Here is a 25,479-nt window from a genome sequence, read left to right on the forward strand (position 1 = left end):
GAAGGTTTAATGAAAGACGTCTCACATCGTGAATCGTTCGCGTTCAGCCCCCGGGTGCTGGGCGCGCTGTTTTATTTCGCTCCCGACAGCGAGCAGGCCGCGCCGCTGGTGAAAGCGCTCACCGCTGGCGAATGGGTTCAGGACTGGCCCCTGCCTTCGGAAACGCTGCAGCCGGTTGCCGATACGTTTGCCTCATCTTCCGATGAGCCGCTGGCGGACGCCTGGCAACGGCTGTTTATTGGTCCGTATGCCCTGCCCGCTCCGCCGTGGGGTTCCGTCTGGCTGGACCGTGAGTCCGTATTGTTTGGTGACTCGACCCTCGCGCTGCGCCAGTGGATGCGGGAGAACAATATCGCGTTTGAGATGCAGCAGAATGAACCGGAAGATCACTTCGGTACGTTGCTGCTACTGGCGGCATGGCTGGCCGACAATGGCCGCGAGTCAGAGTGCGATCAGCTTCTGGCGTGGCACCTGCTGCCGTGGAGCACCCGCTTCCTGACGGTGTTTGTCGAGAACGCCAACCATCCGTTTTATATCGCGCTGGGCAGGCTTGCGCAGCTGACGCTCGCGGACTGGCGATCCGGGTTGCTTATTCCGGTTGCGGAAAAGACGCTGTATCGCTAAGGGATGTGGCTTGCTCGCGGTTCGCGGGCAAGCTACGGTCAAAAGATGAGGCTTAAAAAATTTAACTCGAAACAGGAGGCATATTGAATTTAATAATATAAAATAGCTTTTCCTGGTAAGGTCAACACTTTCGTTTGATACATACAAAACAAAACCATGACTAAAAATTATTCCTTCGAAGATAAACGTAAGAAATTACTTGTTACAGCCGTGATATTCATCGTTTTAGGTGGATGGCTCTGGTATATGTCATGGGCATCTGGCATCTCCCATAATACTATATTAAAAAAATCCGTCCCTGAATGGATAACATATATTTCACTTGGCATTTTGATTGGAGCAATTTTTGTTATGCGCGCTTTTTATCTGTGCACTTTTAACAAAACATTAGAATATATTGCCAATGCTTTTTTTAGCGGCTTTTGCTTTGGGTTTGTATTGAGCTTAAATTGTTATGATATTTATGTCTATCTCTTCCCGGACAAAATAATTGGCTATGAATCTGAATATGAGGTTGTCTTTCCGGGGCCTTCGAGAGGTAAGTATGGCCATTGTGAAGCGGGTCTCTGGTTAAAAGATCAGAACACCAACAGATGGATACAGCTTTGTACAAACAAAGAATATCTGCACAGCCATCGTAAGCAGGGAATGACTGGGGTGTGGGTAACGGCTCGTGTGAATAATATTGGAAGTTACATTGTGAATTATGAGTTCATTTATTTGTAGGCACTACCCTATCTATTTTTGTTCCGGCGAAAATGAATGGTACTCAAGGTCCGCTCCTTGCTTATAGCCGTCAGCCTGATACTTCGCACCAGAGATTGCGCATTCACAGCGGAGAAACCGGCGATGGGCAGGGTCATCTCAAAATCGAATCAGGGTAAATTTCATTCATACCCACACATTTAGTGGTGGATACGTGACGACTGTTCATCTATTCTGCTTTTTCAGCGAGCAAGCCGGAGTCATTTTTAGTGGATAATCCCATAGTTCAGAAAACCATCATTATCTTTATCCTCTTCCTGTGGGTAATAAACGAAGTCAGGAGAAAGAAAAAAAAGCGTTATGACTCCGCTATTGCAGAGGCTAATGCCAGAGAACGCCATGAATGGCGCTATCTCAGATGGGGTTGGCAGGCAATACGAGTGGCGGCGGCAGTGTATATCTTTGTTCAGCTGATTCAGTTTTTACTGAGATAGATGGCAGAAGAAGGTAAGACGGGCAAGGGACATCTCACTGTCCAGGCCAACAGTAGTTGAGCCTCGGTGGTAGAAATTGTGAGTGTTCCCTGCCTGCCAGTAGCATGCGTTACAAGCCTTTAACCAGTATTTGGTTATGTATCACCGACTGATTCCCCCTCACTCGCACTCTCTTTACTTTGAATGAACCGAAGTGCCAGATAGAGGTCTGGCGCCAGAATCATGTCATCATCATTCATCGTTGGCCGGCTATCTTTAAACCAGCGCGTTAATTCCGTTTTTCTGCCCGCAAGGATTAACGTAATCTCTCGACCTTTCAGATCGCGCTTTAACTCATTAATGGTTGCCAGAACGCTGATGTCTGAATAGGTGAAGCAGGCTACGGCATCAATAACCACCCATTTAGGCTGCACTGCTGCACCATCAACCAGGTTCAATACTCGACGTTTAAAATAAGCCACGTTAAAATAGGTCAGCGGTGAGTTAAATCGATACATCAGCACGCCCGGGACCATTTTAATATCGGTTGTATTACCTAATGAGTGAATCATTCCATTTTCGTCAGTGCCCAGTAAGTGCTCAGAGGGACGAAACACCGTACGCAGGAACTGTAACAGGCCAAGCAACACCGCAAGGCCGATCCCCTGGATAACGCCGATAATTAGCACACAGCCAAACGTGAAGAAGGCCAGGCGAAATGCCTGTTTATTTCTGCGTCTCAGGTTCCATAGTCCACGTAAATCAATTAATGACCATGATGCATACATTAAAACAATACCTAACGCAGATACCGGAATAAATTGTAATGGCTGAGTGAAAAACACTACTACAATACCGATGAGTAAGGCTGCGACGATGGAAACCAGCTGACTTTTCCCACCCACTGAATCATTAACCGCGGTCCGGGAATCGGCTCCACTGATTGCAAACCCCTGAGATAACCCCGACATAATGTTCGCAATACCCAGCGCCCGGAACTCTGCATCAGCATTAATTTCATAGCCATTTTTCGCGGCGAAACTGCGGGCGGTCAGCATCAGGCTGACAAAACTGACCAACGCCAGGTTCAGCGCCGGGATCACTAAATCACGCATCGGACCGAGCTGGAACGCGCCCCAGTTGACCACGGGTAAACCAGGCTGGAAACCTTCCCCTCCAATAGTGGCAATACCATACTGTTGCGCCGATGTCGCCCATACCAGTAGCGTTGTCATCACAATGGCAATCAACGGTGCTGGCCAGTGGCTGCGATACGTTTTGATCGCCATTAAAATAATTAACGTTAAAAACGATATCCCAATGGTTAATAAATGACTGTCGGAAAGTCGGCCTGGCAAGGCCATTATTTTCTCAATAACCTGCGCTTCATCGAGTTTTATCCCCAGCACCTTGCCTAATTGCCCGACAATAATCGTCACGGCTACGCCATTAAGCAAACCCGTGAGAATGGGATGAGAAAGCAAATCGGCAAGCGCGCCCAGGCGGAACTTACTGGCAAGCAGGCACCACCCGCCCATCATCAACGTCATGATGATGGTCAGTTGCCAGTGCAGTTCGGGATTACCTGCAGAAAGAGGAAACACGACGGCCGCAATCACCGCGCAGGTCGTGGCATCAGGGCCCACAATAAGCTGACGTGAAGATCCAAAGAGTGCATACGCTATCATCGGTAAAACGCAGGAATAGAGCCCCACTATTGCCCCAACACCTGCCAATTCAGCATAAGCAATGGCCACCGGTAGCGCGACAGCCGCAACGGATAACCCAGCTTTAACATCTTGTTTTAGCCAGCTTTTATCGTAGGCTAAAAAATTTTGTAGCCCTGGCATGTAGTTCAACAATAGTTTTCCGAACACGTTGTTCTCCGGATAGGGATATTAGCCACGTCATGCTGGCACACTTCTCAGTGAGGTTCTGGCTTTGAAATGCTCCGGACTGAGGCCGCGACTGCTCGGAACCTAATAAAACGTTAACCATTTTATTATTCTGACTGGTGTTAAACATAGTGCAAAAACTACCGCTTAGCCGGAGTAGGCCAAGCTGGATGCTGCAGCGCTGCACGCTGGTGAGGGATGGATGGCCGACAGTCATAATGCCAAAAGCAGACCATCGCACCACCGATATTGGCGTTGTAACGAGCAGCCTTTTAAATCAGCCATGTGTGGTTGAAGTACGCAAGGAAAATGATTCATTTAATATGATATATAATTTTATTAACTGCTGTTCTTTTTGCAACCTTGCAATTCAATTTTTTTAAGCTAATGATTATGACTCACCAGTTGCCTAAACGAGGCTAGAAATAACCCCTTGCCCGTAATGTTATTTTTTGTTACATTAACCACATAAGTGGCAAATACAATGAGTATTATGCTGGCGTTATTTGTACAACGATTAGATTGTGGAACTAAATTGAAATATGTATTTGTACTAACATTGAGTATGGTATTGTCAGGCTGTACCGCAAATGATTGGGTGGATGCTGCAAGTGGGATAATGCAAGCTAAAGACCAACAAGAAAAAGACGCAATAAATCAGCGTATAAAATCAGCTAATAAGGCTGCAGGTTACTGATGCATCAATAATTTATACATTCCTCTTCTTATCTTTACAGACAGAAGAGGAATCATATTCCAGTCAAATTTACTGACTAAATACTCCCTTGACTCTGGCCTGTTGGCAGGAGATATAGCCATAATGTGTTCGGTTGCCATTCTTATCGAACGCCACATAAAAAGGCATTGTCTCTGCATCTTTTTTTAGCGTGTAGTTGATGCAGGTCCCTTTAATTTCTGGAACACTCATCTCACTTTCTGCTTTTCCACCCGCAGCAATAACTGAACTTTTGGTCGCACCAGGTGCGTATGTCGCTTGTACTAGTGGGTCCTTATCAAACTTCATAAAACTGAAACTACAGGCACTTAATAAAGGGACAATTAGAACTGGTGTATAGCGCATTGCATATCCTTACGCGGAATATAATCACCTAAGAAATCAAAATAATCAAAACGATATTTCTTGCTTGTCAAATTTCTTATCCAAAATATTATAAGAAGATAATGGGGTAAGTACAATCACCATTACGCAGATGCATTCTGGCTTGATTCTTTACAGACCAGTCAAAAGCGGGCATCTGTTGTTTAAGTTTTTCTTCAAGATGACGTTCGTCGTCCGGAGTACAACATTCGCGATCGAATCAGACCACGTCAACATCGCCAGATAAGGAACGATGCCAATCAACATGCAGATGATCCCATACGGCATCCCTGACAAAACCCGCGCCAATCCAGCAATCACGAAGTTGCAAATCGCGGACCGCGTAAAGCACCCGCACTCGTGAAGGATCAACCGACAATATTATCTGCAATGAATTTAGATAGTCCACCATTATTCCCGTTATCAAACAGCACCGCCCCGCCATCTCAACCGGAGCGGCTTTAATTACCGCAAAAGCGAGCTCAAAACGTTAAGCCACCGCAGCCAACAATCAGAAACTGTACGTCACCTTCAAACTCCCCGTGGGCGATGTTTTGCGTTGCACAATGGGACTATCACCCGCATCCCCCGTCAGCTGCGTCACACCCGCAGAGGCAAGGACGCTCCAGCGCGAGGTGAGCCTGTGGGTCCAGTCAAGATTCATCGACCAGGCATAAATCCCGGCCCCGGCGTCATGTCGGGCAAATCCCGATGCGCTCGACTGCGCGGCACTGACCCCGTAGTAGGTCTGCATGTACTTGTCGGATCCCCAGCTGCCGGTCAGCGCCAGCGCCACCTCATTTTTGGGTGAGGTATAGAACGGGCTGGAAATGCCGAAATGGACCGCTTCACCGTTGTCTCTTTCAGAAACCGGTACCTCAGCCTGCAGCTGCAGGTGAAGCCAGTCGGTCACCCTGTACTCCAGCCCGGGCACAACGATTGCCGAGCCTTTTATCTCGCCCATCCCCCGCAGCTCGTCGCTGCCGGAGCTGATCGAATCGCTGCTCACGTCTTTATCTTTACGACCAACCCGATAGCTCAGCGCCGCGCTGTAATCCAGGTTGCCGATGTTATTGCCGTAACCGATCCCTCGCGTGGTGCCGATAAAGAAGCCGTTTGCCATGGCGTAATCCACCACCTGAGCCGCACTGACGCGGGTTTTATCGGAACCTGAGTAGCGCGGCGCGACGTCCACGCCGCCTCCCAGGGTTAAGACGTTACCTTGGCTCTGTTCTGCCGCCAGTGCAGGCGTGACCAGTAACGCCAGAACGACGCCCGGCACGAGGTTTGTCAGGCTGCGGCCCGGAAGGAAATTGGGGAACGTATGACGCAGTTCGATGTTTCTCATTAAAGAAGCCCTTTTGGATTCAAATGATGACGATGCATGCGGTTAACCGCCTGAACGCCCATTTTGAATACCGACCCTAAGGTTCTTATGAGCCCAACATGAAGAAACACTGAAGCGCGAGCCGGTGCTGTAAACCGGGCAGGTTTCCTGATACCGTTTTTTTCTTAAGATGTTCTTCATTCACGGTTGATACAGTTACCAGTGTGAAAATTCTACTAATCGAAGACGACCTGGATCTCGGCAACGGCGTACGTATAGCCCTCTCCGATCAGGGATTTGACGTCATATGGGTACGCCGCAAAGAGGATGCGCTGCATCAGCTGGACGTCTGCGTGCCTGAACTTATTTTGCTCGACCTGGGGCTGCCCGACGGTGACGGCATGAGCCTGATGACGCGTTTGCGTCAGCAGCTCAAGGGGATCCCCGTCATCATCCTGACGGCGCGCGGCACGCTGCAGGACCGGCTGTGCGGGCTGGATGCCGGCGCGGACGACTATCTCGTCAAACCCTTTGTTCTCGCCGAACTGCTGGCGCGAGTACGAGCCCTTGCGCGACGCAGCTACGGTTTTGAGAATGAGGCGATAGAAATTCGAGGCTTATCGCTTCATGTTCCGACGCGTCGCGTGACGGTAAGCGCGCGCCACATAGACCTGACCGCCAGTGAATATGCGCTGCTGGAAACATTGATGCTGCGCGCTGACCGCGTGATAACGCGACGGTTTCTGGAAGAGCGGATATTCGGTAACAAAGAGAACCTCAGCAATGCGCTCGACGTGCATATGGGAAATTTGCGGCGAAAAATCGGCGACGGCTATGTGCGAACGGTACGGGGCGTCGGGTATGTCATTGATACCGTCTCAGTCCAGAAGGTGACCGGTTAATGCGAAACGTCTGGTATCACCTGAGGCGCCCGACGCTGGTACGGCGAATTATCATCGCCCAGATCGTGCTGCTTACCCTGCTGTGGAGTCTTTTTTTAACCTTCATTCTGTGGGATGACCTGCGCAGCCCTCCCATCCTCACGGGCAATAAGACGTATGAAACCCTTTTTACCCTGGTTGAGAGGATGGACGGACGCCCGCAGGATCGCACCGCCGTGCTGGAAGCCTTCAGCAAGGCGCTGCGTGAGGGCTATGGCGGCGGCGACGATCCCGCGCTGTCGATTAACCTCATCGTTCGCGAGAATAATGCCGTGATATTTTCGTCACAGGGAGCACCCGCAGGGGTGGAAAACACCCGGCCGGGGGAAATGGAGCACGTACAGAGTGAAGGTCGCGTCTGGACCAGCCGCACCCTCAAATCCCCTCATTCCGACGTGGAGGTTACCCTTTTCACCCCAGCCAGCGGCTGGAACTTCTTTATCTATCTGAACTCGCGCGGGTACTACATCCTGCCGCTGCTGGTTTGCTTCCCTTTTCTGCTGTTTCCCGCGTGGCTCTCAATCCGCATTGCGATGCGTCCGTGGAACAAGGTGGTCAATGAAATTTCGCTACGCACGCCGGACGATCTTTCCCCGTTAAAAGCCGTACCGAAGCACCGGGAGCTTCGCCAGATGGTGGACGCGATCAACGACTTCCTTGCCAGGGTGCGCGAAAGCGCGGAAAGGGAGCGGGTTTTCATTGCGGATGCGGCGCACGAGCTGCGTACGCCCCTCGCGGCGATGCGCATCAACGTGGAAGCGCTGCAGTCCTGGGTCATTAGCGAGAGCCAGCAGGAGCTGCTTGCAGGGGTGATTCGCAGCAACAGCCGGGCAGCGCGTCTCGTCAACCAGCTGCTGCTGATGATGCACAGCGAAGCGCGCATTGATACGGACATGGAAACCGTTCCGCTGACCACGCTCATTCAGGAACGAATGGCCGAGCTGGAACCGCTGGCGTCCGCGCGCAGAATTGAGCTGGAATTCTTCGCCGAGGATGACATATGGATCCCCGGCGTCAGGGAACGCCTGGTATCGCTTATTGACAACCTCATTGAGAACGCCGTGAAGTACAGTCCCGAGGGCGGGCGGATTCAGGTCGATGTCTGCATAGCGGATGGCTTCGCGCGGCTTCGCGTTTCAGATACAGGGCCTGGTATTCCGGTTGAACTGCGCGAGCGCGTGTTCGACCGGTTTTTCCGCGATCCCAATCAGGTACAAAGCGGGAGCGGGCTGGGGCTTGCCATCGTCAAAGCGGTGGCGCAGCAACACAACAGCAGCGTAAACCTGAGTACTTCCGCTGAAGGTGGCCTGATGGTGACGGTTGACTTCCCGAACAGCACGTTTTGCTAAATCAGAACAGGGAGTTCGATCGCAAATGCCGCAGATTGCTTCAAAATAATTACCGTATTTGTTATATTGTTGTTTATTGCTTATTCACCTCTGCGGTGCCAAAAAGAACAAGATTCACCGCAACCCAGGACAGAGAAATGTTAGATTACCGCTTCCCGACAGCTTTGCAGATGGTTCTCAGCGTAGCGATGGCGGAGCAATTGGGTGAACGTTCAACGAGTGCGATTCTGGCCTACGGTCTGGAAGCGAACCCGAGCTTCATCCGAAAATTGATGGTTCCGCTCACGCGTGACGGCATTATCGTCTCAACGCTTGGCCGTAACGGCTCAATTCATCTGGGTCGCCCGCCGGAAGAGATCACCCTGCGCGACATCTACCTTTCGGTCATCGAAGATAAAAAGCTGTGGGCCTCGCGCCCTGACGTGCCGGCCCGCTGCGTGGTCAGCGCTAACGCCTGCTGGTACTTCAAATCGATTTCCGAAGAGGCCGAAGAGGCTTCGTTAGCGGTACTGGCCCGCCATACCGTGGCAAGCGCCCTGGAAGCGGTTAAAAACGCCGATAGCAGCGGATGGGATCCCCTCCCGGACCTTATTGCCCAGTATCAAAAAACGTCGTAACGTTTTATCTGATGCGAAAAAAAACCGCCTTCACAATGAAGGCGGTTTTTTATTATCTGCAGCGTTCCTACGCGGGCAGAACGTCCCTTTCCTCTTTTTTCCCGCGCGTCACGAACTTACGCAGCGTCACGTAAAACACCGGCGTCAGGAACAGACCAAACAGCGTCACCCCCAGCATACCGGAGAAGACCGTAATCCCGGTGACGCCGCGCACTTCTGCGCCTGCCCCGTGGCCGAGGATCAGCGGAATAGTCCCGGCAATAAAGGCGATGGAGGTCATCACAATCGGACGTAAACGCAGGCGGCAGGCCTCCAGCGCGGCTTCCATAATGCCTTTGCCCTGAATTTCCAGCTCGCGGGCAAACTCCACGATAAGAATCGCGTTTTTACACGCCAGCCCCATCAGCACCACCAGCCCCACCTGCACGAAGACGTTGTTATCGCCCCCGGTCAGCCAGACGCCAAACAGCGCGGACAGCATGGTCATCGGCACGATAAGGATCACCGCCAGCGGCAGCGTCCAGCTTTCATACAGTGCCGCCAGGACCAGGAACGCCAGCAGCACCGCGACCGGGAAGACGATCAGCGCCGTGTTGCCCTGCGTCGCCTGCTGGAAGCTCAGGTCAGTCCATTCAATGTTCATCCCGTTAGGCAGGATCTGCTTAGACATCGCGTCCAGCTGCGTCATCGCCTGTGCGGACGAAAGCACGCGCGGATCGGCATCGCCAATCAGGTCCGCCGCCGGGTAGCCGTTGTAACGGATCACCGGATCCGGCCCGTAGGTGGTCGTGATTTTCACCATGCTGCCAATCGGCACCATTTCACCCTGGCTGTTGCGGGTGCGCAGATTCGCAATATCTTCCACGCTGTCGCGGAACTGCCCGTCGGCCTGCGCCATCACGCGCCAGGTACGGCCGAACTGGTTGAAGTCATTGACGTACGACGAGCCCAGATAGGTTTGCAGCGTCCCGAAAAGATCGGTCAGCGACACGCCCTGCGCTTTCGCCTTATCACGGTCGACCTGCACGTCCAGCTGCGGAACGTTAGCCTGGTAGGTTGAGATCGGGAAATGCATTCCCGGGGTCTGCATAATCGCGCCGGACATGGTGTTCACCGCGTTTTGCAGCGCGCCGTACCCCAGACCGCCGCGATCCTGAATGTATAGCGAATAGCCCGACCCCTGACCCAGACCTAAAATCGGCGGCGGCAGAATGGAGAAGCCGAAACCTTCCTGGATTTGCGCGATTTTCGCGTTGATCTCAGCGTTTATTTCCGCCGCAGTATGCTTACGCTGGTCGAACGGCTTCAGGCCGAAGAAGACCGTTCCGGTGTTCGGCGTGTTGGTGAACTGCAGCGCGTTCAGCCCCGGGAACGCCACCGCGTAGTCCACGCCTTCGGTATTCATCCCGATTTCGCTCATTTTGCGGATCACCGCGTCGGTGCGCGCCAGCGACGAACCTTCCGGCATTTTCACGCCGCCAATCAGGTACAGCTTGTCCTGCGTCGGAATAAACCCGCCGGGCACCGCTTTAAACATGACGCCAGCGGCACAGAGCAGCAGCAGATACACCACAAATACCGAGCCGCGTCGTCCCAGCGTTTTGCCCACCAGCCCCTGATAGCCATTCGAGCTGCGGTGGAAAAAGCGGTTAAACGGACGGAAAATCCAGCCGAACAGACGATCGATAAGCCGGGTCGGGAAATCTTTCGGCGCACCGTGCGGTTTTAACAGCAGTGCCGCCAGCGCCGGAGAGAGCGTCAGCGAGTTAATGGCGGAGATGACCGTGGAAATCGCGATCGTCACCGCAAACTGCTTGTAGAACTGCCCGGTCACGCCCGAGAGGAACGCCATCGGAACAAACACCGCGCACAGCACCAGCGCAATCGCGATGATCGGCCCGGACACTTCGCGCATCGCCTGATGCGCCGCCGCAAGCGGCGCAAGCCCCTCTTCTATGTTTCGCTCGACGTTTTCCACCACCACGATGGCGTCGTCCACCACGATACCGATGGCCAGCACCAGTCCGAACAAACTCAGGGTATTGAGCGAGAAGCCGAGCAGGTAGAGAATGCTGAAGGTACCCACCACCGAAACCGGCACCGCGATCAGCGGAATGATCGACGCGCGCCAGGTTTGCAGGAACAGGATCACCACCAGCACGACCAGCACCACCGCTTCCAGCAGCGTTTGCACGACCGCACGAATGGAGTCGCGTACGAAAACGGTCGGATCGTAAGGTGCCGCCCACTTCATGTCCGCCGGGAAGCGCGTGGACAGTTCGTCCATTTTCGCGCGCACCGCGTTAGACAAATCAATGGCGTTCGCCCCCGGCGACTGGAAGATACCAATCCCGACCGCGTCTTTATTGTTCAGCTGGGAACGCAGCGCATAGCTGCCGGACCCCATTTCGATACGCGCCACGTCGCGCAGGCGGACGACCGTACCGTCCTGCGTTGTTTTCAGGACAATATTGCCAAACTCTTCTTCGGTATGCAGGCGGCCCTGAGCGTTAATGGAGATCAGGAAATCGCTCTCTTTCGGCAGCGGCTCGGCGCCAAGCTGACCGGCGGAGACCTGTACGTTTTGTTCCTGCATCGCTGTGACTACGTCCGATGCGGTCAGCCCGCGGGCCGCCACTTTATTTGGATCCAGCCAGACGCGCATCGCGTACTCACCCGAGCCGAAAATCTGGATCTGGCCGACGCCGGGCAGACGCGCCAGCTCGTCCTTCACCTTCAGCGTGGCGTAGTTACGCATATACAGGGAGTCGTACTTACCGTTGGGCGAAAACAGATGCACCACCAGCGTCAGCGTCGGGGACTGTTTCTGGGTGGTAATGCCCAGGCGCCGCACGTCTTCCGGCAGACGCGCTTCGGCCTGCGCGACGCGGTTTTGCACCTGCACCTGCGCCTGGTCCGGATCGGTACCCGGACGGAAGGTGACGGTGGTGACCAGCACGCCGTCGGAGCCCGCAACGGACTTCATGTACATCATGTTCTCAACGCCGTTGATCGCCTCTTCCAGCGGCGTTGCCACCGTCTCGGCAATCACTTTCGGGTTGGCGCCCGGGTACTCCGCGCGCACCTGCACGCTTGGCGGCACGACGTCAGGATATTCGCTCACCGGCAGCAGCGGGATGGCGATTAACCCTGTGATAAAAATCAGAATCGACAGCACCGCGGCAAAAATCGGCCTGTCGATGAAAAAGCGGGAAAAGTCCATGGGTAGGATTCTCAGGTCAAGGGATCAGTTAAGGGCGCTGGTGGCGGTCATGGCAACGGTTTTGGCGTTAACCGGCATACCCGGCATAAACACTTTTTGTAAACCCTCGACGATGACTTTATCGCCAGGGTTCAGCCCCTGCTGCACGATGCGTAAACCATCTGCCAGACGACCCGGCGTAATGTCGCGGCGCTGCGCTTTCCCCTCTTTATCCACGATATAGACGTACTTACGATCCTGATCGGTCAGCACCGCCTTGTCGTCGATAAGCGTGGCTTTAAACTCGGCGCTGCCCGGCAGGCGTACGCGGGCAAAAAGTCCCGGCGTGAACTGACGCTGCGCGTTATCCAGCAGCGCGCGCATGCGGATGGTGCCGGTACTCGGCGTGAGCTGGTTATCAAGGAAGTCCACTTTGCCCTGATGGGGATAGCCCTCCTCGCCCGTCAGGCCAATCTCAACCGGAAGCGCCGTGTGGTTGCTGGACGCCCCCTGCCCGCTGCGGGCCAGGTTTTGATAGTGAAGGTAGGTTGACTCGTCCACGTCAAAGTAGACGTAAACCGTCTTCTGCGAGACCAGCGTGGTGAGAACGCTGGCGGTGTCGCCCGCTGTCACCAGGTTGCCGCTGGTGATCAGCGCCCGGCTGGCGCGACCGTCGATAGGCGCGGTGACTTTGGTGAAGTCCAGGTTGAGCTGGGCAGCGTCAACCGCCGCCTGCGCGGCACGAATATCGGCCTGCGCCTGAGTGGCGGCCGAACGACGCTGCTCCCACTCTTCACGGGAGACAACGTTGGTATTGACCAGCTTATCGGTACGGTTAGCTTCACTTTGCGCCAGGCTGGCCTGCGTTTTAGCTCTCGCCAGGTTCGCCTGCGCCTGTTCCAGCGCGGCGCGATAGGTGCGGTCATCAATGGTGAACAGCACCTCACCCTTCTTCACTTCCTGGCCGTCGGTGTAATTCACCTTATCAATGTAGCCGGACACGCGCGGACGGAGCTGAACGCTCTCCACCGCTTCAATCCGGCCGTTAAAGCTATCCCACTGGCTAATGGATTTCACCACCACGTCAGCAGCGCTGACGGCGGGCGCAGGCGGCGCGGCGTTTTGCGCGACGCTGTTGTCGCATCCGACGAGCAGCGCGGAGAGCAACATTGCTCCCAGCGCGCTCAGATGAGAATTACCCCAGGTTTTTTGCAGGCTCATTATTTTTATTCCGATAATTGTCGCCGCCGGGCAAGACGCAGCAGGAGGCACCGCGCCACTTCCTTTGTCCGGGGGCTGTCTTAAGGCCATTTGTGTCGTTCATCGCCACAAAACTGTAACAGTTGCGAATACACTATTCGCGGCGATTGTAGGAAGGCGCTTAGCTAAGTGCAAGAATAATTGTTGCACTTTATGTGCTATTTGAGCGGATGTGAAAAGACCCGTTTCGCTCAGGGATTTAAATGCAACAATAAAACTTGCAATTAATACAAAAACGCGCCACCTTTAAATGCAACAGACAAAGATACTTTTTCATCCGCTGCGTGGGGGTAACCAGATGAACACTGGCGCATTTATGCATGATTTACTCGACTGGATCGACAATAACCTGGACAGCCGCCTGGACATTGAGACCGTCGCCAGGCGTTCCGGCTACTCGAAATGGCACCTCCAGCGCCTGTTCAAAGAACATACGGGCTATCCCCTCGCCGGGTATATTCGCGCACAAAAGCTGCAAAAATCGGTTGAGCGGTTAACCCACAGCGACGAGCCGATTCTGAACGTGGCGATCGCGCTGGGCTTTGACTCTCAGCAGTCCTTCAACCGCAGCTTTAAGCGTCAATATGGTCAGGCGCCTGGGGCATGGCGGCGGAGCATGAGTGGCCCGGAAACACAGCAACTGCGCCAGTAATGCATATTTTGCTGCAACTTCGATCTGTAGCTGATACACTGTACATAAACACAGTATAGCGAGGTGCACGATGGCTGTTGAAACAAAATTTGTTGTCGTAAGAAAAGGTGAAGAGAAAATGACATTTGCCAGTAAGAAAGAGGCTGACGCTCACGACAAGCTGCTTGATATGGCCGACGCGTTCACCGACTGGCTGTTGCAAAGCGGAATGCAGATGGATGAAACGCAGGCTGAAAATCTTGGCCTGTATCTCGCCGAGCAGAAGGAGACCGTGCAGCATATTCTGCGTACCAGCAAACTTCCCGATCTCACTGCTCCAGCGGTAGCGGATGCAACAGACCCCGATGCGGCTGACACGAAAAAAATCAGGGCTGTGAAGGCGGCCTGATTGCCAGAAAACAATATTAACGATCCTGTAGCCGTAAGCAGATATCTGCTTGCGGCTTTTTTTATCCTGAACATGAAAAGAGTAAAGGAGATGGCGTGCGGCAAGGAATGAAGGAAAAGATCATCAGGATCTGTGATTCAAAAATCGCCTCTAAGGGAAGCGATGTTGGGCTTTCGTTTTATGCTTTTTTTGCTAATAAAAACGACGATCCGGAACTGCTTATGGAGGTGGCGCACTGGTGGATTATGGAGATGAAGCTGGACCATTTTGAAAAGGCAGAAAAGATCAGAAAGCTTGTCTCAGCCCTTTAACACGCTAAAGCGGGATAGCCGGTAGCATTGCGGGATTTCATCGCTCTGACCGTCGCATAACTCCTCTGAGACCATTCTGCCAATCGTCTCTGCACACGTAAGCATGCTTCTTATCGCGTGTTGTGCAGCATCCGTGTTTCTTTGACGTTGGCGCTAACAGGGTAATTTTTGTTCCTAGTGCAGTCAGTTTTGTGCCAGATGCGGACGCTGAGGATAATGTTATTTTGATGCGAAATATTTGCGTAATATTTTTTCCAATAGCGAGAAAACGACTGTTACTCTTTTGGGAGTAATTAGCTGGTAAGGTCGATATAAATAAAGTTGCCATTTTTCCTGTCGTAGTTCTGGCAGTGGCGGAACAAGTTGGCCGCTTGCTAAGTATTCCCTACAGATAAAATCGCTGGATTGTACAACCGTTTTCCCGGCCAAAGCAGCCTGAATTTCGGCGTATGGATCTGTAGTATAAAACTCAATATGACGCGGGACAAAAGTATTCACTGCGTCACTCATAAACTCAAATGAGTTTCCCGTCTCAGGATTAATTAAACCACTAAATGGATAACGCTGTCGAAGATCTTCTAAATCAGTTGGTGCTCCCAGGCGTGCAATGAGCTCAGGGGATGCGACCAAAATATGTTCAACTTGTCCGATGTTTTTAATGATAAAGTTTGGATTAGGCTCTCGCCCTACGCGTATACCTATATCGATACGATGCTCGATAGTGTCAAGTTTCATCATATCTAAACGCCAGTCGATAAATAACTCGGGATATGGACGTAGTGCAGTCAATAGTTCATATAAGATTTGTTCGTGATTTGGAAATCGAAATAATGTAATACGAACAACACCTTTCATTTCATTATCATCTCTCGCCGTCTGAAATAGTTTTTCAGAATCTTCCAGCAGTCGCTTCGCTTGGGGTAAAAATAGTTCGCCGAAGTTGGTGAGAAAGATCGAACGGGTATTGCGTTTGAAAAGAGGTTCACCAAGTTGTTTCTCCAGCTCAGCGATTGTTCGGGTTACTACTGATGGTGAAACCGACAGCTTGATGGCTGCCTCGCGGAAGTTCAGGGTCTCAGAGGCGATGATAAAAAACTTTAGAGCATCAAGTTTGTTCATGATTGTTGTGAAGCTTGCAATAATGTATTTTGATAATAGCAATTAATCTGCAGCTATTCCAGTCATATAATCGAACAATCAAATAAGTAACCTGTTTTATTTTTCATCAGAACTCAAAAGAGTAAATTATGTCAATTCAACCAGTAGAGTTAAACAAAGCCTATCGTTTATTGCAGGTCGGGCCAACGACGATGATATCGGCTAAAAATGATGGTATTGAAAATGTCATGGCAGCGGCCTGGGTGGGATTAGTAGGCAATAACAAAGTGATGGCTTTTATAGGTCCACAGGCATTTACTCGCGGGCTTGTAGAAAAAAGCGGATATTACGTTGTCCAGATCCCAGTAGTAAATCAAATGGAAATGGTTTTATATGCTGGAGGCCGCAGTTATTCCGACACCCCCGATAAAAACAGTAAAATCCCACTGTTTTATCAGAAAGAGTTTGATCTGCCTTTAGTTGAAGGTTGCGCAGGCTGGCTAGTCTGTAAGGTCATACCTAATGAAGAAAATGAAATACAGCACAATTTGTTCATGGGGGAAATTGTCGGAGCATGGAGTGATGACCGCGTTTTCAGAAATGGGCATTGGATTTTTGATGATGCGCCTGATGAATTGCGTACCGTTCATTACGTAGCTGGCGGACAGTTTTACGCCATTGGAAAAGGTACAAAATTCAATTATGGTCCGGGAAAAGACTAACTCTTACTGCTGTATAAATGTAGCCATATAACATGGCTACACAGAGGTTGTCGCATACAGCCATAAAACCAGGTAGCTATACAAACACGCCAGACTGTTACGTTAATACCTGTTTAGCCAATAAAAAGGAGATGCGCATGACCCCACACCCGCTACGCCAGATCATTGAATCCTGCGATCGCGCCATCACCACCAAAAACTATGACGCGCTGATGGAGTACTACTCCGAAGACGCGGCTCTGGTGGTCAAACCCGGCATGGTTGTTCAAGGCAAAGAAAACATCCGCAGCGCGTTTATTGCCATTTCTGATTATTTCCAGGACCAATTGATTGTGGAACAAGGGGAGATGCAGGTGATCGAAGGTGGTGGTAATGCCCTCGTTATCATGGAAACCGTTCTGCGTTTTCCTGATGGTCAGGGTGGAATAACGGAAATGTCGCGCCGCGCTACCTATGTTTTTCGGCTGGAAAGCGACGGACGCTGGCTTTGTACCATCGACAACTCCTACGGTACGTCGCTTCTGGATACCGGGAACTGAACTCGTTAATCACGGCTTCAAAGGGGCGCTGCCGCCCCTCCACGCCTGCGCCCTTAATGTGTAGTGATGCGCGGCTCCTTCACAAACTCAGCCAGCAGCCACACCATATCGTGCAGCAGGCCTGTCAGCTCTTTCGCTACGTGAGCGGGTAGCGTTCCCCCCATAACTGCTTGCGTCAGCGCCAGAACGTAGTCCACCTGCGTTAAGGTGTCCTGCCAGCAGTCCGGCACGCAGGAGTTGATTTTCTCACCCATGATCAACTGTTCAATCAGGTATGGCGGAAGATCGACATCACAGAGTTCACACAGCCTGCGCAGGGCCTGAAGGAGACGCTCGCACAGCGCTGCACGGCTTGCGACATCATCGGTTTCGACCAGTACGCTCACCAGCGCGGCGCAGTTGTCGGCGACGACAAACAGATCGGCATCGGCCGGAAGAGGTCGGGAGATAAGTTGCAGAATGACGTTTTCGTCAGACGGGAGATAAGTCAGGGTTGGGATAGTCGCCATACAAGGCTTCCTTCTATATGGAGTTTATTTAACCACCCTTTGAGTTCCTACGCTCGGGGGGTAGCGCTGACAGAGGTAGGAATACCGCCCATATAGAAAACGGCCAGCCTTACGGCTGCTCCGTCAGCGCCACCGTTATTGTAACGAGATCCGCACTGCTGCGACATACGTAATGTCACTATATGTTTGACGGGTTCCTACGCCCGATTGCGGATGTGCCGCAACGCAGGCACTTTACGACCGCGACCCGTTAAAGAAAAGACATAACGCTGAATTTCATAAGGTTACTTTGCGGTTTGCGAGGCGCCTTCCAGAAACGTTCACCGGGGCCAGACAGAGCACGCCCCACTAAATTTTGCTCCAACCTCCCCCGTGCAACTGGTGTATTGTTCCTAAACAACTCATTCCTCTAAGGGACACCTGCGCAATGATCACCATCCTCGGCAAAACCACCTCCATCAACGTGCGTAAAGTACTCTGGACCTGCGAAGAAGCAGGCATCGAGTATCAACAGGAAGATTACGGCAGCGGTTTTGCCTCAACGGAAACGGATGCCTTTCGCGCCCTGAACCCTAACGCCATGGTGCCGGTGCTGATTGATGGCGATTTCGTGCTGTGGGAGTCCAATTCCATCTGCCGTTATCTGACGCGCAAGGCCGAACGTCACGATCTGCTGCCCGCAGAACCGCAGGCCTGCGCCAACGTTGAGCGCTGGATGGACTGGCAGGCTACTGAATTTAACAACGCATGGCGCTATGTCTTCCCGGCCCTGGGGCGTAAAAACCCGGACTTTAACGACCCTGAGCGCATTGCGGCGGGAATAAAAGAGTGGAACCACTGCATCACCATTCTGGAAAACCAGCTGCAGCGTACCGGCGCATTTGCGGCGGGCGAAACGTTTACCCTCGCGGACGTGGTGCTTGGGCTGTCGGTGAATCGCTGGAAAATGACGCCGTTTGATAAGCCTAACGTGCCTTCGATTGAGGCCTGGTTTGAACGTCTTAACCAGCGACCGGCGTTTTTACGTCACGGCAATAACGGCATGGTGTAAAACTTAATTCCTGAATGAATACCGCAACGAGGCTGTTTTTTTTAATTACGAAACCCTGATTGTCGTCAGAGGGAATAATAATTAAGCCATATCCTGGACAGCCCGTTGCACCGCTTTGCTAGCCTGACTATTCAGGCAAAGCTCAACCCGGAGGTATTCTTGCTGATTAGACTCAAGAAAGAACGAACGCATAAGGAGGATCGCCGGCTTGCTCTCTGGCTGGCGACCTCGGCAGGTTTGCTGAATGCCATCGCTCTCGGGGCATTTGGTTTTTTTCCCTCACACATGACAGGCAACACCTCCCAGTTATCCAGCGAAGTTTCTTCCACCGATCTCAGCGATATTATTTTCTTCGGCTCGATTATTCTCTCCTTTGTCGCAGGCGCCATTCTTGCCCGCACGATCGTGATATGGGGCATAATCCATAACGTCAGGCTGGTTTTTTGCCAGATCCTGTTTGTTGAGGGGATATTGCTGACGGGCGTTTCCTTCTACGAAATGTATTTTCACGCTCTCACCAGCAACCGCGAGATTATTCTTTTTCTGTGCGGACTAATGGGCATTCATAACTCCACCTCCACGCAGCTTTCCGGCGGGCGGGTGAGATCGACGCACATTACCGGCACGCTGACGGACGCGGGAATTTCCCTCGCCTCCGTAATGGTGGCGATGCTGCGCAGGGATTACTCCAAAGATACGTCGGCGCAAAAAAGCCAGCTGAAAACCCACTTAACCACCCTTTTCTCGTTTATTACGGGCGGTATCGCGGGGCTGCTGCTGTTCAGGTGGATTGGGTTTAACGCCATGCTGGCGCTCGGGTTGATGCTCGCCGTGGTCGCTATCGTTTCCATTATCACCGTCTCGACGCGGGTTCGACGGGTTCGTGCCTCTCTGTGAAGATAATGTTCTATATTCGACGAAATGGCCCTTTAGATGTGACACCGTCACATCTAAAAATTCGCTTTAGGACTATTCTGCCTAACCCTCAATCAGCCCTTATGCCATAAGGCCTAACACAAGGTTGTCACTATTTTCATAGGGTTACTGATTTTACCCCTTCGCTGGAACCCTTCCCAAACGCTTGCTATAGGTGAAATACCCCTGCCGAAACATGGCATAACAACAGGCAACCGGTGGTTGCTATAACGCATGCGCACAGGGAGACACACCGCAATGCACCCATTACTCAAACGTTCGCTGCTGTTTGTCGGCGCCATTATCGTGGTCCTCGCCCTCCTCGTCTGGGGCATTGGGCTGGAAACGATCAGGGCGCGCCAGGTTGACCTGGTCTATCTCGGGCAACAGCACATGATTCTGGTTTTCTCATCGATGTTTTTTGCCCTGCTGGTGGGTATTCCAGCCGGTATTCTGCTGAGCCGCCCGGCCGCGCGGGGTATCGCCGAATATGTGATGCAAATCTTCAACGTCGGCAACACGCTGCCGCCGCTGGCCGTTCTGGCGCTGGCGATGGTGGTGATTGGCATTGGCGATACGCCCGCCATCATCGCCCTGTTCCTCGCTTCGCTGCTGCCGATCGTGCGCAATACCTACGCCGGGCTGTGCTCGGTCCCGCCGTCGCTGCTGGAAGCGGCAAACGGCATCGGGATGACCAAATGGCAGCGTCTGCGTCAGGTTGAGCTGCCTGCCGCCTGGCCGGTGATGCTCTCGGGGATCCGCATCGCCACCGCCATTAACGTCGGTACCGCGCCGCTGGCGTTCCTGATTGGCGCCAGCAGCTACGGCGAGCTGATTTTCCCCGGCATTTACCTGAACGATTTCCCGACCCTGATCCTCGGCGCGGCGGCCACCGCCCTGTTCGCCCTGATCCTCGATACCCTGCTGGCGGCGCTGGGTCGCGTGATGAGTCCCCATCTCGCTCGATAACAATAACAAGGAGCTTTTATGAGACTGATATCCGGCCTGACGGCGATGTGTGCCGCGGCGCTGTTCACCAGCCAGGCGATGGCGGCCCCGCTGATTCTGGCGACCAAGAGTTTTACCGAGCAGCACATTCTCTCGGCGATGACCGTGCAGTACCTGCAAAAGAAAGGATTTCAGGTTCAGCCGCAAACCAATATCGCCACGGTGATTTCCCGTAACGCGATGATCAACAAACAGATTGATATGACCTGGGAGTACACCGGCACGTCGCTGATCATCTTTAACCACATCAACAAGCGCATGTCGCCGCAGGAGTCGTACGAGACGGTGAAACGCCTGGACGCGAAGCACGGTCTGGTCTGGCTCAAGCCCGCCGATATGAACAACACCTATGCTTTTGCCATGCAGCGCAAGCGCGCCGAGGCGGAACATATCAACACCATGTCGGAGATGGTGGCGAAGATTGAGCAGATCCGTAAAACCAACCCGGAGAAAAACTGGCTGCTGGGCCTGGACCTGGAATTTGCCGGACGCAGCGACGGCATGAAGCCGCTTCAGGCGGCCTACAAGATGGATCTGGACCGCCCGCAAATCCGTCAGATGGACCCCGGTCTGGTCTATAACGCGGTGCGCGACGGCTTCGTTGACGCCGGCCTGATTTACACCACCGACGGGCGCGTGAAAGGCTTCGATCTCAAGGTGCTGGAAGACGATAAAGGCTTCTTCCCGAGCTACGCGGTGACGCCGGTGGTGCGTAAGGACACGCTGGAGGCCAACCCCGGTCTGGAAGAGGCGCTCAACACCCTCTCGGCGCAGCTCAACAACGACGTTATCACCGAGCTGAACAAGAAGGTGGATATCGACCATCAGTCACCGCAGCAGGTCGCCCGCGATTTCCTGCGTAGCAAACAGCTGCTGTAGGAGGCGCTATGGAGACGATTCACTACATTCTGGACAACTGGGATTACCTCTTAACCCTCACCCTTCAGCACCTGTGGCTGGTGGCGCTGGCCGTAGGTTTAGCCATCATCATCGGCGTCCCGCTGGGCATTCTGATTGTCCGCCACAGGTGGCTGGCAACGCCGGTGCTGGGAATTGCCACCATTGTGCTGACCATTCCGTCCATTGCGCTGTTTGGCCTGATGATCCCGCTGTTTTCGCTGATCGGTCAGGGGATTGGCGCCCTGCCCGCGATCACGGCGGTGTTTCTCTACTCGCTGCTGCCGATTGTGCGTAACACCCATACGGCGCTCGACAGCCTGCCGCCGGGCCTACGGGAAGCCGGACGCGGCATCGGCATGACCTTCTGGCAGCGTCTGCGCTGGGTCGAGATCCCGATGGCGCTGCCGGTGATTTTCGGCGGGATCCGCACCGCCGTGGTGATGAATATCGGCGTGATGGCGATTGCCGCCGTGATCGGCGCGGGCGGTCTGGGCCTGCTGCTGCTCAACGGCATCGGCGGAAGCGATATTCGCATGTTGATTGCGGGCGCGCTGATGATTTGTCTTTTAGCGATTGTGCTCGACTGGCTGCTGCATCGTCTGCAGGTGGTTCTGACTCCGAAGGGGATTCGATAATGATAAAACTGGAAAACCTCACCAAACAATTTTCACAGAAGCACGGCCAGACCTTTAAGGCCGTCGACAACGTTAACCTGACCGTACCCGAAGGGGAAATGTGCGTCCTGCTCGGCCCCTCCGGCTGCGGGAAGACCACCACCCTGAAGATGATTAACCGCCTTATTACCCCAAGCAGCGGGACTATCCTGATTAACGGCGAAGACACCAGCGGGATGGACACCGTCACCCTGCGCCGCAACATCGGCTACGTGATCCAGCAGATTGGCCTGTTCCCGAACATGACCATCGAAGAGAACATTACCGTCGTGCCGCGCATGCTGGGCTGGGATAAAGCGCGCAGCAAAACCCGCGCCGAAGAGCTGATGGATATGGTGGCGATGGATCCGCATAAGTTCCTCAACCGCTACCCGCGCGAGATGTCCGGCGGCCAGCAGCAGCGTATCGGCGTGATCCGCGCCCTGGCGGCAGATCCTCCGGTACTGCTGATGGATGAACCCTTCGGCGCGGTGGACCCGATCAACCGCGAGGTGATCCAGAACCAGTTTCTGGAGATGCAGCGCAAGCTGAAAAAAACCGTCATGCTGGTGAGCCACGATATCGACGAAGCCCTGAAGCTCGGCGACCGTATTGCGGTGTTCCGTCAGGGGAAAATCGTGCAGTGCGCCAGCCCGGATGAGCTGCTGGTGAAACCAGCGAACGAGTTTGTCGGCTCGTTTGTCGGCCAGGACCGGACGCTGAAGCGTCTGCTGCTGGTATCGGCGGGCGACGTCACCGACCAGCAGCCGACCATTACGGTGCGGGGCTCTACTCCGCTTCCCGAAGCCTTTGCGACCATGGATGATAACGACATTCGTGCCGTGACGGTGGTCGACGAGCACGGCAAACCGCTGGGCTTTGTGAAGCGTCGCGAAGCGCGTAACGCTAGCGGGACCTGCGCCGACATCCTCCATCCGTTCCGCATGACCGGCAAAGCGGAAGACAACCTGCGCGTGGTGCTTTCACGTCTGTATGAGAGTAATACCAGCTGGATGCCGATCGTGGATGAGGACGGGCGCTACAACGGCGAGATTTCGCAGGACTATATTGCCGAGTACCTGAGTTCCGGACGCACGCGCCGGGCGCTGAATATTCATAGCGACAGCTAACCTTTCTGGCCGGGCATCGCCCGGCTTTTTCGCACGCAGACCTTTTGCTAACCCCGCGATTTCCCGCCACAATATCGTATCGTCCCCGTTAAAACGCACCCCATGCAACGTCTTCATACCTACCCCGACATCCGCGCGATGTTTCGTCGACTGCTGATTGCCACCGTCACCGGCGTGCTGGCCGCGCTGGCCGTTGCGGTATTCCGCCACAGCATGTACCTGCTGGAGTGGCTGCTTCTCAGCAACGACAGCGGCAGCCTGGTGAATGCCGCCGCGTCGCTCTCGACCTGGCGACGCGCATTGACGCCAGCGCTGGGCGGGCTGGCTGCCGGTCTGCTGCTCTGGGGATGGCAGCGTCTGACCGCGCAGCGGCCTCATGCCCCTACCGATTACATGGAAGCGCTGGAGACCGGCGACGGCCAGTTTGACTACGGCGCCAGCCTTGTGAAATCCCTTGCCTCGCTGCTGGTCGTGGCCAGCGGAAGCGCCATCGGGCGTGAAGGGGCGATGATCCTGCTTGCCGCCCTCGCCGCCTCCCTATTCGCCCGGCGCTTTACGCCCAAATCCGAGTGGAAATTATGGATAGCCTGCGGTGCCGCCGCCGGGATGGCCAGCGCCTATCACGCCCCCCTTGCCGGAAGCCTGTTCATCGCGGAAATTCTGTTTGGCACGCTGATGCTGGCCTCGCTCGGCCCCGTGGTGATTGCGGCGGTGGTGGCGCTGCTTACGACGCAGCTTCTGGCTCCGGGCGCGGGTACGCTCTACGCGGTCCATCTGAGCGGCATCCTTACCGCGGCCGATTATGCTCTTCTCGTCGCGATGGGGCTGGTGGCGGGCCTCTGCGGACCGCTGCTGATGTGGCTGATGGACTTCAGCCACGGGCTTTTCCTGCGCCTCAAGCTTTCGCCACCGTGGCAGCTGGCGCTGGGCGGTGCGATCGTCGGGCTGCTTTCTCTCCTCACGCCTAAGGTGTGGGGGAATGGCTACAGCGTGGTTCAGGCTTTTCTGCTCGCGCCGCCGCTGCTTTCGGTGATTGCCGGGGTGTTCATCTGTAAACTGCTGGCGGTACTGGCCAGCAGCGGATCGGGCGCGCCGGGAGGGGTGTTTACGCCTACGCTGTTTGTCGGGATGGCAACGGGGATGCTGTTCGCGCAGCTTTTCGCACTGTGGCTGCCGGGTTCTGAAACGGCTATTTTGCTGGGGCTGGCGGGGATGGCAACGCTACTTGCCGCGACCACGCATGCGCCCATTATGTCGGCGCTGATGGTCTGTGAAATGACCGGGCAGTATTTTTTACTGCCCGGCCTGCTGGTCGCCTGCGTGGTGGCGTCCGTGCTGTCGCGGACGTTACGCCACGACTCGATCTACGGTCAACACGCCACCGAGGGCAGAGAGATCGATGTACTGCGCTAGCTCGCGCTGCTCGGCGCGTGGCAGATAAGGCAGCTCACCCACCAGCGGCCCGGGCAGTTTTTTGCTCAGCACGTCGATAATCTCCGCGTAGTGCGCCAGGCCCGGGTTAATGCGGTTTGCTACCCAGCCAACCAGCGGCAGGCCGTCATTGGCGATCGCCTGGGCCGTCAGCAGCGCGTGGTTGATGCACCCTTCCTGAATACCCACCACCATCACCACCGGAAGCTGCTCCTGCACAACCCATTCAGACAGCGGGCGCAGGTCGTTCATCAGGCTGCGCCAGCCGCCCGTTCCTTCAACCACCACGTGGTCCACCTTTTCGCTCAGGTTCGCAAGGCCGTCGGACAACAGGGGATAATTAATCAGACCGCTGTGCGCTACGCTGCTCTCCTCTTCGCTTAAGGCAATGGGATTGACCGCGTGATAAGGCAGTTCCAGCGACGAGACGCTTTGCAGCACCAGGGCGTCTTTATTACGCAATCCCTCTGGCGTCTCTTTACTGCCTTTTGCGACCGGTTTGTACCCTGCCACGCGTTTACCGCTTGCTGCCAGCGCCTGCAGCAATGCGCGGGATACGACGGTCTTGCCGACAGAGGTATCTGTACCAGTAACAAAGAAACGCTTAAGCATGACTCACTCCACCTCTTGGGTATGCTTCGAAAATATAAACCAGGTAAATAATTCAGTGGAGGAAGTCT

26 protein-coding genes and 1 pseudogene are annotated in these 25,479 nt (G+C 54.0%); 18 read left to right on the forward strand and 9 right to left on the reverse strand.

Annotated elements, in window-relative coordinates:
* Positions 1-9: 9 nt before the first annotated feature.
* A complete protein-coding gene (dmsD, locus tag ACOTZB_RS02635) occupies positions 10-624 on the forward strand; it encodes a Tat proofreading chaperone DmsD (RefSeq protein ID WP_421626442.1) in 615 nt (204 codons plus the stop codon).
* A gap of 156 nt (positions 625-780) precedes the next feature.
* Positions 781-1,350, forward strand: coding sequence for a hypothetical protein (locus ACOTZB_RS02640; protein ID WP_421626443.1), 570 nt, complete (start codon positions 781-783; stop codon positions 1,348-1,350).
* A 607-nt stretch (positions 1,351-1,957) separates the two neighbouring features.
* Here the strand turns inward: ACOTZB_RS02640 and ACOTZB_RS02645 are convergent.
* Positions 1,958-3,679 (reverse strand): SulP family inorganic anion transporter, encoded by a 1,722-nt coding sequence (locus ACOTZB_RS02645; protein ID WP_421626444.1) that lies wholly within the window; start codon positions 3,677-3,679, stop codon positions 1,958-1,960.
* Between the two features lie 502 nt (positions 3,680-4,181).
* Between ACOTZB_RS02645 and ACOTZB_RS02650 the strand changes: the two genes are divergently transcribed.
* Positions 4,182-4,394, forward strand: a complete 213-nt coding sequence (locus ACOTZB_RS02650) for a hypothetical protein (protein WP_421626445.1) — start codon at positions 4,182-4,184, stop codon at positions 4,392-4,394.
* Between the two features lie 69 nt (positions 4,395-4,463).
* Here ACOTZB_RS02650 and ACOTZB_RS02655 read toward each other — a convergent pair whose 3' ends face one another.
* The 3 genes and pseudogenes from ACOTZB_RS02655 to ACOTZB_RS02665 all read right to left on the reverse strand — a co-directional run bounded on the left by ACOTZB_RS02655 (position 4,464) and on the right by ACOTZB_RS02665 (position 6,144).
* Positions 4,464-4,778 carry a hypothetical protein gene (locus ACOTZB_RS02655; RefSeq protein WP_193804448.1) on the reverse strand — a complete coding sequence of 105 codons (315 nt, stop codon included), beginning with the start codon at positions 4,776-4,778 and terminating at the stop codon, positions 4,464-4,466.
* 88 nt (positions 4,779-4,866) lie between these two features.
* A pseudogene (locus ACOTZB_RS02660) lies at positions 4,867-5,241 on the reverse strand (nucleotidyltransferase family protein).
* Between the two features lie 66 nt (positions 5,242-5,307).
* Positions 5,308-6,144, reverse strand: a complete 837-nt coding sequence (locus ACOTZB_RS02665) for a MipA/OmpV family protein (protein WP_421626446.1) — start codon at positions 6,142-6,144, stop codon at positions 5,308-5,310.
* 203 nt (positions 6,145-6,347) lie between these two features.
* Between ACOTZB_RS02665 and ACOTZB_RS02670 the strand changes: the two genes are divergently transcribed.
* From ACOTZB_RS02670 to ACOTZB_RS02680, 3 genes are all read left to right on the forward strand, one after another.
* Positions 6,348-7,025 (forward strand): response regulator, encoded by a 678-nt coding sequence (locus ACOTZB_RS02670; RefSeq protein ID WP_421626447.1) that lies wholly within the window; start codon positions 6,348-6,350, stop codon positions 7,023-7,025.
* Entirely contained in the window at positions 7,025-8,413 is a 1,389-nt protein-coding gene (locus ACOTZB_RS02675) for a sensor histidine kinase (protein ID WP_421626448.1), read from the forward strand. The genes ACOTZB_RS02670 and ACOTZB_RS02675 overlap by 1 nt, the downstream gene beginning before the upstream one ends.
* A gap of 137 nt (positions 8,414-8,550) precedes the next feature.
* Positions 8,551-9,030, forward strand: coding sequence for an RrF2 family transcriptional regulator (locus ACOTZB_RS02680; protein WP_029739386.1), 480 nt, complete (start codon positions 8,551-8,553; stop codon positions 9,028-9,030).
* 67 nt (positions 9,031-9,097) lie between these two features.
* Here ACOTZB_RS02680 and oqxB read toward each other — a convergent pair whose 3' ends face one another.
* Both oqxB and ACOTZB_RS02690 read right to left on the reverse strand, forming a co-directional pair.
* Positions 9,098-12,253 (reverse strand): multidrug efflux RND transporter permease subunit OqxB, encoded by a 3,156-nt coding sequence (gene oqxB, locus ACOTZB_RS02685; protein WP_033145393.1) that lies wholly within the window; start codon positions 12,251-12,253, stop codon positions 9,098-9,100.
* 24 nt (positions 12,254-12,277) lie between these two features.
* Positions 12,278-13,453 carry an efflux RND transporter periplasmic adaptor subunit gene (locus tag ACOTZB_RS02690; protein ID WP_421626449.1) on the reverse strand — a complete coding sequence of 392 codons (1,176 nt, stop codon included), beginning with the start codon at positions 13,451-13,453 and terminating at the stop codon, positions 12,278-12,280.
* A gap of 337 nt (positions 13,454-13,790) precedes the next feature.
* Between ACOTZB_RS02690 and ACOTZB_RS02695 the strand changes: the two genes are divergently transcribed.
* From ACOTZB_RS02695 to ACOTZB_RS02705, 3 genes are all read left to right on the forward strand, one after another.
* A complete protein-coding gene (locus ACOTZB_RS02695; protein WP_421626450.1) occupies positions 13,791-14,144 on the forward strand; it encodes a helix-turn-helix domain-containing protein in 354 nt (117 codons plus the stop codon).
* Positions 14,145-14,214: 70 nt separating this feature from the next.
* Positions 14,215-14,532, forward strand: a complete 318-nt coding sequence (locus ACOTZB_RS02700) for a YebG family protein (protein WP_421626451.1) — start codon at positions 14,215-14,217, stop codon at positions 14,530-14,532.
* Positions 14,533-14,627: 95 nt separating this feature from the next.
* Positions 14,628-14,843 carry a DUF6500 family protein gene (locus tag ACOTZB_RS02705; protein ID WP_248206102.1) on the forward strand — a complete coding sequence of 72 codons (216 nt, stop codon included), beginning with the start codon at positions 14,628-14,630 and terminating at the stop codon, positions 14,841-14,843.
* Positions 14,844-15,062: 219 nt separating this feature from the next.
* Here ACOTZB_RS02705 and ACOTZB_RS02710 read toward each other — a convergent pair whose 3' ends face one another.
* Positions 15,063-15,962, reverse strand: coding sequence for a LysR family transcriptional regulator (locus ACOTZB_RS02710; RefSeq protein ID WP_193804455.1), 900 nt, complete (start codon positions 15,960-15,962; stop codon positions 15,063-15,065).
* A gap of 128 nt (positions 15,963-16,090) precedes the next feature.
* Here ACOTZB_RS02710 and ACOTZB_RS02715 point away from each other — a divergent pair, with 128 nt between their 5' ends.
* Together ACOTZB_RS02715 and ACOTZB_RS02720 are read left to right on the forward strand one after the other, a co-directional pair.
* Positions 16,091-16,663 carry a flavin reductase family protein gene (locus tag ACOTZB_RS02715; RefSeq protein WP_193804456.1) on the forward strand — a complete coding sequence of 191 codons (573 nt, stop codon included), beginning with the start codon at positions 16,091-16,093 and terminating at the stop codon, positions 16,661-16,663.
* A gap of 137 nt (positions 16,664-16,800) precedes the next feature.
* Positions 16,801-17,202 carry a YybH family protein gene (locus tag ACOTZB_RS02720; protein ID WP_193804457.1) on the forward strand — a complete coding sequence of 134 codons (402 nt, stop codon included), beginning with the start codon at positions 16,801-16,803 and terminating at the stop codon, positions 17,200-17,202.
* A gap of 53 nt (positions 17,203-17,255) precedes the next feature.
* Here ACOTZB_RS02720 and ACOTZB_RS02725 read toward each other — a convergent pair whose 3' ends face one another.
* Entirely contained in the window at positions 17,256-17,711 is a 456-nt protein-coding gene (locus ACOTZB_RS02725) for a hypothetical protein (protein ID WP_193804458.1), read from the reverse strand.
* Positions 17,712-18,138: 427 nt separating this feature from the next.
* Between ACOTZB_RS02725 and ACOTZB_RS02730 the strand changes: the two genes are divergently transcribed.
* The 7 genes from ACOTZB_RS02730 (at position 18,139) to clcB (ending at position 24,781) form a co-directional block, all read left to right on the forward strand.
* Positions 18,139-18,762 (forward strand): glutathione S-transferase family protein, encoded by a 624-nt coding sequence (locus tag ACOTZB_RS02730; protein WP_421626452.1) that lies wholly within the window; start codon positions 18,139-18,141, stop codon positions 18,760-18,762.
* A 159-nt stretch (positions 18,763-18,921) separates the two neighbouring features.
* Positions 18,922-19,659: a YoaK family protein gene (locus ACOTZB_RS02735; RefSeq protein ID WP_421626610.1), complete on the forward strand. Its 738-nt coding sequence runs from the start codon at positions 18,922-18,924 to the stop codon at positions 19,657-19,659.
* Positions 19,660-19,935: 276 nt separating this feature from the next.
* Positions 19,936-20,646: an osmoprotectant ABC transporter permease OsmY gene (gene osmY, locus ACOTZB_RS02740; RefSeq protein WP_023335513.1), complete on the forward strand. Its 711-nt coding sequence runs from the start codon at positions 19,936-19,938 to the stop codon at positions 20,644-20,646.
* Between the two features lie 18 nt (positions 20,647-20,664).
* A complete protein-coding gene (gene osmX, locus ACOTZB_RS02745; protein ID WP_421626453.1) occupies positions 20,665-21,564 on the forward strand; it encodes an osmoprotectant ABC transporter substrate-binding protein OsmX in 900 nt (299 codons plus the stop codon).
* Positions 21,565-21,572: 8 nt separating this feature from the next.
* The gene (osmW, locus tag ACOTZB_RS02750) at positions 21,573-22,220 is read left to right on the forward strand and encodes an osmoprotectant ABC transporter permease OsmW (RefSeq protein ID WP_023311514.1); all 648 of its coding nucleotides are present in this window, start codon (positions 21,573-21,575) and stop codon (positions 22,218-22,220) included.
* Positions 22,220-23,368, forward strand: a complete 1,149-nt coding sequence (osmV, locus tag ACOTZB_RS02755; RefSeq protein ID WP_421626454.1) for an osmoprotectant ABC transporter ATP-binding protein OsmV — start codon at positions 22,220-22,222, stop codon at positions 23,366-23,368. Before osmW ends, osmV begins: the two co-directional genes overlap by 1 nt.
* A gap of 102 nt (positions 23,369-23,470) precedes the next feature.
* Entirely contained in the window at positions 23,471-24,781 is a 1,311-nt protein-coding gene (clcB, locus tag ACOTZB_RS02760) for a voltage-gated ClC-type chloride channel ClcB (RefSeq protein WP_193804462.1), read from the forward strand.
* Here clcB and bioD read toward each other — a convergent pair.
* Positions 24,716-25,411: a dethiobiotin synthase gene (gene bioD, locus ACOTZB_RS02765; RefSeq protein ID WP_193804463.1), complete on the reverse strand. Its 696-nt coding sequence runs from the start codon at positions 25,409-25,411 to the stop codon at positions 24,716-24,718. The genes clcB and bioD overlap by 66 nt on opposite strands.
* Positions 25,412-25,479 lie beyond the last annotated feature (68 nt).

The organism is Enterobacter cloacae complex sp. SHL020 (assembly GCF_049236945.1).
Classification (GTDB): domain Bacteria; phylum Pseudomonadota; class Gammaproteobacteria; order Enterobacterales; family Enterobacteriaceae; genus Enterobacter; species Enterobacter dykesii.